9 protein-coding genes and 1 other RNA gene are annotated in these 8,803 nt (G+C 65.2%); 8 read left to right on the forward strand and 2 right to left on the reverse strand.

What is annotated here, in order from left to right; genetic code table 11:
* Both VLJ37_02255 and smpB read left to right on the forward strand, forming a co-directional pair.
* Positions 1–1,020 (forward strand): amidohydrolase family protein (locus VLJ37_02255; protein ID HSA58493.1); only part of this gene is annotated, 1,020 nt, incomplete at its 5' end.
* Positions 1,017–1,550, forward strand: coding sequence for an SsrA-binding protein SmpB (gene smpB, locus VLJ37_02260; protein HSA58494.1), 534 nt, complete (start codon positions 1,017–1,019; stop codon positions 1,548–1,550). The genes VLJ37_02255 and smpB, both read left to right, overlap by 4 nt.
* A gap of 19 nt (positions 1,551–1,569) precedes the next feature.
* Here smpB and VLJ37_02265 read toward each other — a convergent pair whose 3' ends face one another.
* Positions 1,570–2,403, reverse strand: coding sequence for a DUF882 domain-containing protein (locus VLJ37_02265; GenBank protein HSA58495.1), 834 nt, complete (start codon positions 2,401–2,403; stop codon positions 1,570–1,572).
* Positions 2,404–2,531: 128 nt separating this feature from the next.
* On the opposite strand from VLJ37_02265, the gene VLJ37_02270 reads away from it, so the two are divergent.
* From VLJ37_02270 to VLJ37_02280, 3 genes are all read left to right on the forward strand, one after another.
* The gene (locus tag VLJ37_02270; GenBank protein HSA58496.1) at positions 2,532–3,518 is read left to right on the forward strand and encodes a hypothetical protein; all 987 of its coding nucleotides are present in this window, start codon (positions 2,532–2,534) and stop codon (positions 3,516–3,518) included.
* 62 nt (positions 3,519–3,580) lie between these two features.
* Positions 3,581–5,749 (forward strand): thrombospondin type 3 repeat-containing protein, encoded by a 2,169-nt coding sequence (locus VLJ37_02275; protein HSA58497.1) that lies wholly within the window; start codon positions 3,581–3,583, stop codon positions 5,747–5,749.
* 51 nt (positions 5,750–5,800) lie between these two features.
* Positions 5,801–7,114: a hypothetical protein gene (locus VLJ37_02280; GenBank protein HSA58498.1), complete on the forward strand. Its 1,314-nt coding sequence runs from the start codon at positions 5,801–5,803 to the stop codon at positions 7,112–7,114.
* Between the two features lie 62 nt (positions 7,115–7,176).
* Here VLJ37_02280 and VLJ37_02285 read toward each other — a convergent pair whose 3' ends face one another.
* Entirely contained in the window at positions 7,177–7,584 is a 408-nt protein-coding gene (locus VLJ37_02285) for a DUF5684 domain-containing protein (protein HSA58499.1), read from the reverse strand.
* Between the two features lie 124 nt (positions 7,585–7,708).
* Between VLJ37_02285 and VLJ37_02290 the strand changes: the two genes are divergently transcribed.
* The 3 genes from VLJ37_02290 (at position 7,709) to ssrA (ending at position 8,705) form a co-directional block, all read left to right on the forward strand.
* Positions 7,709–8,038, forward strand: coding sequence for a metalloregulator ArsR/SmtB family transcription factor (locus VLJ37_02290; GenBank protein HSA58500.1), 330 nt, complete (start codon positions 7,709–7,711; stop codon positions 8,036–8,038).
* Positions 8,035–8,193: a hypothetical protein gene (locus VLJ37_02295; GenBank protein ID HSA58501.1), complete on the forward strand. Its 159-nt coding sequence runs from the start codon at positions 8,035–8,037 to the stop codon at positions 8,191–8,193. Before VLJ37_02290 ends, VLJ37_02295 begins: the two co-directional genes overlap by 4 nt.
* 159 nt (positions 8,194–8,352) lie before the next feature.
* Positions 8,353–8,705, forward strand: a transfer-messenger RNA (tmRNA) gene (gene ssrA / locus VLJ37_02300).
* The last annotated feature ends 98 nt before the right edge of the window (positions 8,706–8,803 follow it).

Below are 8,803 nucleotides of genomic sequence, written 5' to 3' on the forward strand. Positions count from 1 at the left end.
CTCGAATTCTTCGACTGGCTCACCTTGGGCTGGAACCACCGGCGGTCGCTCACGCCCGCCGGGCGCCGCCAGTGCTTCGACGACGGCATCCGACAGCTCCTCCGCTCCGGGACGACGTGCGTGGGCGACGCGGGCCAGTACGTGGGCGTCATCCCCCAGGCGGCCAACAGCCCGATGCGCATGGTGCTCTTTCCGGAACTCCTGACCGGCGGCGACGCGGACATCTTGGACGGCTACGAGGGCGCCTTCTCGCAAGTGGACGAAATTCTCGACTGCAAGTCGTCGCGTCTCTCCGCCGGGCTCGCGCCGTACGCGGCCTACACGCTCTCGCGCCACCTGCTCAAAATCCTGTCCCAGCACGCCCGCGAACTGCGCATCCCCTGCAAGATTCACGTCGCGGAGACGTTTTCCGAGATGCAGTTCTTCTACGAATCCTCCGGGGAGATCGCGGAGCGGCTCTTCCCCGCCATGGGATGGGCGAATCAGCTCCCGCCGGAGCACCGCAAGACGCCCATCCAGTACCTGGATTCGATCGGATTCCTGGAGAACGCCACGCTCATCGGCTGCAACCACCTGGCCGACAACGACCTGGAGACGATCGCCCGCAACCGCGCGCGCGTGGTGCACAGCCCGCGGTCCAACGCGAGGCTCAAGCTCGGAAATCCGCCGCTCAAGAAGCTTCGAGAGACGGGCTCGCTCGTCGCGCTCGGCACCGACGGCACGGGCGCCCTCTATTCCCTTTCGCTCTGGGACGAGATGCGCTTCATCCGGAACCATTACCCCGAGGCCGATCAGCCGTCGCCGGAGGACCTCCTCCGCATGGCGACGATCGAGGGCGCCAAGGCCCTGGGCTTGGGCGACCGGATCGGCACCCTCGAGCGCGGCAAGGAGGCGGACCTGATCGCCGTCCGCCTGCCCGAGAAGGTCACCCCCAAACGCCTTGCCAACACCCTGATCGAGAACACCACCGACCGCGAGATCGCCGCCGTCTTCGTCGAAGGCAAGCGGGTCAGGGTGTGAACGTTGGCGTGAGCGAGGATCGGATTCATTCCGTCCGAGCGAACAGGGGGCTCGGGGGAGGCCCGAAGGGATCCCCCGGTATCAAGATCGTCGCCACGAACCGCCAGGCCGGATTCCGTTACGAACTCTTGGACAAGTACGAGGCGGGGATGGTCCTTCTCGGCAGCGAGGTGAAGTCCCTGCGCGACGGCAACGCCAACATCGGCGACGCCTACGTCGTCCATACGAGGTCCGGCGAGCTCATCCTCTACAACTCGCACATCGCCCCCTACCCGCCGGCCAACCGCTTGAATCACGCGCCCCTGCGTCCCCGGAAGCTCCTCCTCCACGCCCATGAGCTCGAACACCTCATCGGCAAGCTCAAGGAGCGCGGCCTCACGCTCATCCCCACGAAGATCTACTTCAAGAACGGCCGGGCCAAGATCGAGATCTGCCTCGCGCGGGGAAAGAAGAACATCGACAAGCGGGAGGACATCAAGAAGAAGGAGCAAAAGCGCGAGATGGACCGCGCGATGCGGCGGAAACGGTAGGGGCGGGATCACCCCGCCCCTACATGCGTTTGAAATAAAATTCGTTGGAGTATTGAAACAGGTCCGGCTGGCCCTTCACTCTCGCCTTCAGCCGGAATTTTCCAAAAGGCAGATCGGCCAGAGCCTCCTGTTGCTTGCTCAGGGGAACGGTTGCGTCGACTTGGCCGACGACCGTCCACCGGCCCCGATCGAAAAATTCGATGTCGACCGCCGGTTCGATGGCCCCGCCCTCGACCTTCAGCGAGTCCAAGGCCTTCTTCCCGACCGACCGGTCGGGCGCGACCGTGAGCGTGACCGGCGCCGCCGCGTTCTTCTCCCCCACCCACGCCTTGCGGGGCGCGGGCTCGCCCCAGGTCCTCACCGGCCCCACGTCCACGTGCACCATATGAAGCGACGGATAGAACCCGACGCCGCCGGTCTTGAGCGACTCGGCGTAAGCCTTGAGCGCCTCCTCGGTGATCTCGTCCAAATGAAGATCCGCCGCCATGGCCTTGGTGTGAAAGCTCTCGTTCGCCACGGCGTGGCCGGTCGCCTTCAACTCCTTGTTGAAGGCCGTGCTCCGGTAACCGGAAATGATCTCGACCTGGCGGACGCCGAAGTGGTCCTCGATCCGGTCGATGAGTTCGAGGAGATTCCGGTCGACGGGCAGGACCTTGTCGGAATCCCTCGACCGGAAGATCGTCTCGAGCTGCTTCAGGGACTCGGGCAGGTACCGGTCCCCCTCCCGGTAACGGACCCGGGCCGTCTCGCCCAAATGGTAGGTATATAAGGAGAGGACGCCGTCCCCCCCCTCCCCGGCCCCCGGCCAGGCGGACCCTCCTCCCCCCAAAACGAAGGACAAAAAAATTATCATTTTGATAATTTTTTTTATTTTCCCGGCTGATTTCAATGTTTTTCGCATCATGGGTCGATTCCGAATGCCGCACCCAGTCAACTCCTAAGGGGGCGCGGCCGATCCTTTTACCTATACAGGAGGTCTCCATGAAGTCACCCATCCTCTATGCCTTTGCCCTCGCGACCCTGTCCGCGCCCCTCTTCATGGGCCAGGCGGGCCTGACCGACGACGGCAGCCATAGCGCCGGAGGCGGCGGGTTCGGTTGCTCCAAGGCGAAGGAGACGGTGGCCACGACGGACACCATCGAGGGCGGAACGGAAACGGTGACCCCTCCGACGGAAACGGCCTCCAACGAGGTCGAATGTCCGGGGCCGGTCGACCCCATCAATCCCAATGCCGACGACGTCTGCGACGACCGTGACTCCTACGCCACGGTGAAGGGCCGCGACTGGTCCGAGGAGATCACGTCCCGTTTCGGCCGGCCGGTGAACGAGACCTGCGAGGGCGAGTGCGGCGGCGCCGGCGACCATACGCCGTGGACCCTGTCCTTCACCCTCTCCGGAACGCCCTTCAGCGCGGCCAAGACATACTCTTTCAGTTTCATGAAAGACGAATGGAAGGGCAAGGTCCGCTACCTCGAGGTCAAACGCGACCCGAACGGCGCCGACGGCTGCCTACTGAAGGAGCAGGAGCCGTGCTGGAAGACTTGCGGCGGCGAATGCGAAAAATTCGAAACGGTCGTGAAGGACGAAAAGATCCTCGAGGCCGACGCCAAGTCCCTTGTGGTTTCTTACTTGAACGACGTGTGCAAGACCGAGCTGAAGGTCGAGGACTTCGACAACGACACATTCGGCGACAAGCTCAAGGCCGCCGCCGACAAGGCGACCTTTCACGACGTCCTCTTCTGCGCCCAGGGCCTGCTCCTGACCGCCTCGCAGGCCGTCTCGTGGATCGATACCGCGAGCCAGCTCGGCCTCATCCGGGACGAGACGGGGGTGGCCTACACGCAGGATGAGCTCTTCCGGTGCGCGAAGAAAAAGATTTTCGAGGGCGGCAGCAAGGCGGAACCGAGGCGGTCGCCCCCGGAGACGATGCCGGCCCCGGAGACGGCCCCCGCCCCGGCCGGACCGTAGTTCCCATTTCCTGGACATCATCCGCATTCCGGTAGCATGATTGGATCCTTTGGGAGGACCGCATGCGCCGGAGGGTCTTTGCAGGAGTACTCGCCGCCCTGTTTTGCCTGGGCGGCCTCCGGCTGGAATCCCAGGAACGTTCGCTCCCCGGCGTCCCGGCGCCGTCCGAAGACTCCAAGATCGACCCGCGCCTCCGGAACGTGGCCAACCGGCTCCATGACCTGAAGCGCCGCGGTCTCCCGCGCGCGGACTCCGGCCGCCTCGTCCGCGTCGACGGCGCGGGCGCGGTCCAGACCTACCTCCACGTCGAGGCCCTGAACGACGGCGTCCTCTCGCAATTGAAAGGCCGCGGCGCGCGCATCGAGATCGCGGACCGCGAGGCCGGAATCGTGCAGGCCTGGGTGCCTTATGAGAATCTCGGCGCGATTCAAGACCTCCCCTTCGTCCGCCGGATCACGCCGCCGAGTTACGGCGTCTCAAGGCTCGCCTCCTGCGCCTCGCAGTCCGGGAACGCCTGCCGGACGGAAGGCGACGCGGTCCACCGCGCCGACGACCTGCGCGCCCTAGGCTACGACGGGACCGGCGTCAAGGTGGGCGTCATCTCCGACGGCGTCGACGGCCTCTGCGACGCGGCGGCGGCCGAGGAGCTTCCGGCCGGCATCACCGTCTTTGGAACGTGCAACGACTCCAATCCCTGCGGCTGCAGCGACGGCGACGAGGGCACCGCGATGCTGGAGATCGTCCACGACATGGCGCCCGGCGCGACGCTCGCGTTCGGGGCGGGGCTGTCAACGAGCCTCGAATTCCGCAACCGCGTCGACGACCTCAAAAACACCTTCCAGGCGGACGTCATCGTGGACGACCTGGGCTTCTACGATGAGCCGTACTTCGAGGACGGCCTGGTCGCGTTGAAGGTGAAGGAGGCGGTCGACGCGGGCATCGTCTTCGCCTCCGCGGGGGGCAACGACGCCGAAAACCACTACGAAGGCGACTATGCCGACAGCGGGGACGGCATGGGCAGCCATCAGATCGGCGCGGGCAACAACGTCTTCAACGTGACGGGCTTCAATCCCGTCGTCATCCTTCAGTGGTCCAACCCCTTCGGAAGTTCGGGGGACGACTACGACCTCTGCCTGCAGGGCGAGAACCAGGGCCAATGCGGGGCCCACAACGCGAATCAGAACGGAAACGACGACCCGATCGAGGCGGCGGACCTCAACTGCGCCGGCGGGTGCCAGGTCCAGGTCCGCAAGGTGTCGGGAAACGCGCAGAGGATCGAGCTTTTCGTCCTGGGCGGCACGCTCGCCGCGGAGGACAACGTGGCGGCGGGGAGCCTCTTCGGCCATCCGGCGGTCGCGGGCGTCCTTTCGGCCGCCGCCGTCGACGCGGCCGACCCCGGCCACGACGACGTCGAGGCCTACAGTTCGCAGGGCCCGGCGGACATCTTTTTTCCCTCCGTGGAGTCGCGCGCCAAGCCGGACCTCACCGCCTTGGACGGCGTGGAGGTCGGCGGGTTCGGCGGATTCCCCAGCCCCTTCTTCGGGACCTCCGCCGCCGCCCCTCACGTCGCGGGCGCCGCCGCCCTGCTCTTGGGGGGGCTCGCGCCGTCGGGGGACGACGCCGAGGCGGCCCTCCTCGCGACGGCCGCCGACATCGAAACGGCGGGATTCGACCCCCTTTCCGGAGCGGGGCTCCTGGATGTCTTTGCGGCGGCCGCTTGGTTGACCGCCGGCACCGACACGGACGGCGACGGCGTCCCGGACTTTTCGGACAACTGCGATACGGACGCAAACCCCGCCCAGGAGGATCACGACGGCGACGCCCTGGGCGATGTTTGCGATCCCGACGACGACAACGACGGCGATTTGGACGGAGCCGACAACTGCCCGCTCAAGGCCAACGCGAACCAAAGCGACACCGACGGCGACGGCGCGGGGAACGCCTGCGACCCCGACGACGACGATGACGGGGTCTTGGACGGGCCCGACAACTGCGATCTGGCCGCCAATGCCGACCAGTCCGATCGGGACGGCGATGGAATCGGCGACGCCTGCGACCCCATCGACGACACGCCGCCGGAACCAACGACCGGAGGGACCACCGGGGGGACCGCCGGGGGCGAGACGGGCGGCAGCACGACCACGGGGGACGGGGGCGGGACGACCGGAGGCGTCGAACCGTCTCCGGAAACTCCCGCGAACTCCCCGGGCGGCTGTTCCCTCAGCCGTTGAAAATCATCCCGCAACCGGCGTCTCCTCACGGCCGATGCCGGGCCGATGATCATGCCTTCTTTGCCCCTCGAATTGTCCGCCCAGCTCTTCGCCTCCGCCGCCCTGCGCGCGGGGGCGGTCTCATCCTTCGTCTTCGACGCGACCTTCGCCGTCCTCAAACCGGAGTCGGCCGGCGCGGGGACCATCATCCCGACGGAGGAAGCGGCGGAGACCCTCCGTCACGATTTTCCGATGGAAACGGTGCAAGCCTTCCTCCGCGACCTTGCGGAAGGACGGCTGGACGGCCACCGGTACGACATCGCGAACGGCCTCTACGCGACCGGCAACGGGGGAAGGCCGGTTTTCTTCGACACGTCGATCCTCCTCGCGCGCCAGGACCCCCTCGCTTCCGAACTCAAGGCCGAGCGGCCGGCGCCGATGCGGAAACCGGTCGCCCTCACCTGCGCGGGCGTCTACCTGGACAACCTCCCGCGCATCCCGGCGGATGCCTTCGGCGAGGCCGTCTACCGCGCGCTCGGACAAAAACCGGCGCGTAACGGGGACCTCCTCTGGCTGCACGCGGACCGGGGCGAACTGCGCGGCTCGACGGTGACCGCGGCCATGACCGTCAGCTATGATCCTCCCCGGGAGGCCTCCGCCAAGGACTACCGGACGGCGCCGCTCCGCTTTCCGCTCGTTCCTCTCGAGATGCGTCACGACCTTTGGGAGATCTCCCCGCGCCACGTCATCGGCTCCCGCGCCGTCCGCGAGCGCGTTCTGGACGTCCTGGCGACGACGTCCTGGCCCCTCAAGTCGCCTCGCCCCGAAGCTCACGGCAAACCGCGCCCGCCGCGCGCCCCGAGGCCCGCCGTTCCGCCGGCGCCTCCTCCGGTCCCGGCCCCTCCGAAACGGGAGATCGCTCCGCCTCCACCCCCACCCCCGAAACCCAGGGCCCTTCCGGAGTCGCAGGTCCCGGGCATCGTGGCGGATCTTTTCTCGCAGGCCGACAAGGAGCTCGTCCTCAAGGGGCGGCCGGGCATCATCGCGATCACCCAGCCGGGGATTTCGGTGGCCTCTTTGATCCGGATCCCCGAAGACTTTTTCCGGCGCGCCGTCCGGTATTGCCTGGGGATGCGGGATCCCCGGGAGGGCGACCGGATCGCCTTCACGGCGGGCACCTGCTTTTCGCGGGGCGGGCGGATCCGCGACTGCCTCTTCGTCACGCCCCAGATCCCCCGATCCCGTTCGGGCGGGGATTACCCCAAGCTGTGGATGGAATACCGCTCCGGCCGCTGGACGATCCTGGCGAACAAGGCGTTCGGCAAGGGTTCCGAAGAACTCCGGGACGCCGTCGCAAGACTCCCGTGGAATCTTGTCCAGGAATGAAAAAGCCCCGGGCCGGATGACCCAGGGCTTTTTCGATCAGACAACGCCGATTTTTCTCTGAACTAGGCCGCTTTGACCGCCGGCACCCCGCCCCCGCCGAAGGCGAGCATCAGCAGGAGGATCAGGTTGGCGATGGGCACGAACATGAGCAGGCCCAGCCACTTGTTTTTTCCGAGCCTCTCGCAGATCGCCATCCAGACGATCGCGACGATGACGATGTTCACGATGGGGATGATGAGCAGGATGATCCACCAGAGCGGCTTGGCCGCGACCTGGAGGAGCAGGATGATGTTGGCGATGGGAATCAGCGCCATGATGAGGGCCGTCTTGAACGGCTGGCCGGTCTTCTCGGCGATCTTCGCCAGGCAGTAGGCAAAGAAGACGTAGGCGACGAGATAGACGATCAAGACGCCGATCCCGATTCCGGCGCCCATCGCCGGGTTCATCTGTGGAACTTGATCTGGATTCATAGTGTCCCCCCCTTTGAGAGAGACGTTTCTAACACACTTCCGGGGAGATGGCGAGAAATTCCTAAGGATGATGAGGAGTTAGCCCCCCTTGACAAAGGCTCCTATCATTTGCATACTTGTGCATATGAACAAGCCAGCGGACAATCCGTCGCGGATCTTCAAGGCCCTCTCGGACCCGAACCGGTTGAGCCTCTTGTGGAGGCTCGCCGACTGCGGGACGGACGATTGCGTGGGCCGGATCGCCGAGTGCTGCCCGGTCGACCTTTCCGTCATTTCGAGGCATCTGGCCGTCTTGAGGGAGGCCGGCCTGGTGACCGCCGAGCGGAAGGGAAAGGAGGTCCGCTACGCGATCAACACGGGCTTCATCGTCAAGTTCCTCAGGTCGCTCGCGGATTCCCTCGACGGTTGCTGCGGCCCAAGAAAGAAACCAACGAAGAGGAGGAAATCGTCATGAAAAAAGACCCCAAGACGTCCGAGAAAAAGCCGTGTTGCGGCACCGGCGGCGGCGGTTGCTGCTGTTGCGGCCCCGAGTGTTGCAAGGACCTCGCCGAGGCCCTGAAAAAACTGACCGAGTGGCTCAAGGAGTGCTGCCAGAAGAAGGCAGAATAGCCCCCCTTGACCCGCGCACAGCCAGCGCCTACCCTGTAAGAGTGAGCGAGTGTACGCAGCGAACGTTCCAGATCTTTGAAAAACAGATGAGAGTTTGAGAGAGCGCGGTAGCTCTCTCAACTTGAGCGAAGCATCCGGCTTTGCCGGTGCTGAGCGGAAGGGGGCGAACTGGCTTCGACGGGAAGTTGGACGTCATACGACGCAAGCCGAGGTTGCAAGATCCTCGTACTAAACCTTGCAAACTAAACTAAATGCCGAGCCTGAGCTCGCACTCGCGGCTTAATTGACCGCGACGTCTCTTGTGGGTTCTCCCACGATCCGCCTGAGACGAAACTTGTGGGATAGGTTCTCAAGCGCGCCTGCGGCTTGAGGGTCGAGATCAACAGAAGGCTGGTCTTCAGAATCCCTGTCTCGAGGGTCGTCTGAGGATGAGACACAAATCGGGGCTAAGCTTGTAGCTGGAGTAGACCGAAGGTTCCCGGACGCGGGTTCAATTCCCGCCGCCTCCACTTGAACGGGGTGCCATGATGGCACCCCGTTTCCATTTTGCGGCGGGATTTGAACTAGGCGCCGGAGGCGCCTTGGTTCGTCCATCACCTTAAAAAGGAAT

It is taken from the genome of bacterium (assembly GCA_035454885.1).
Lineage (GTDB): Bacteria > UBA10199 > UBA10199 > JACPAL01.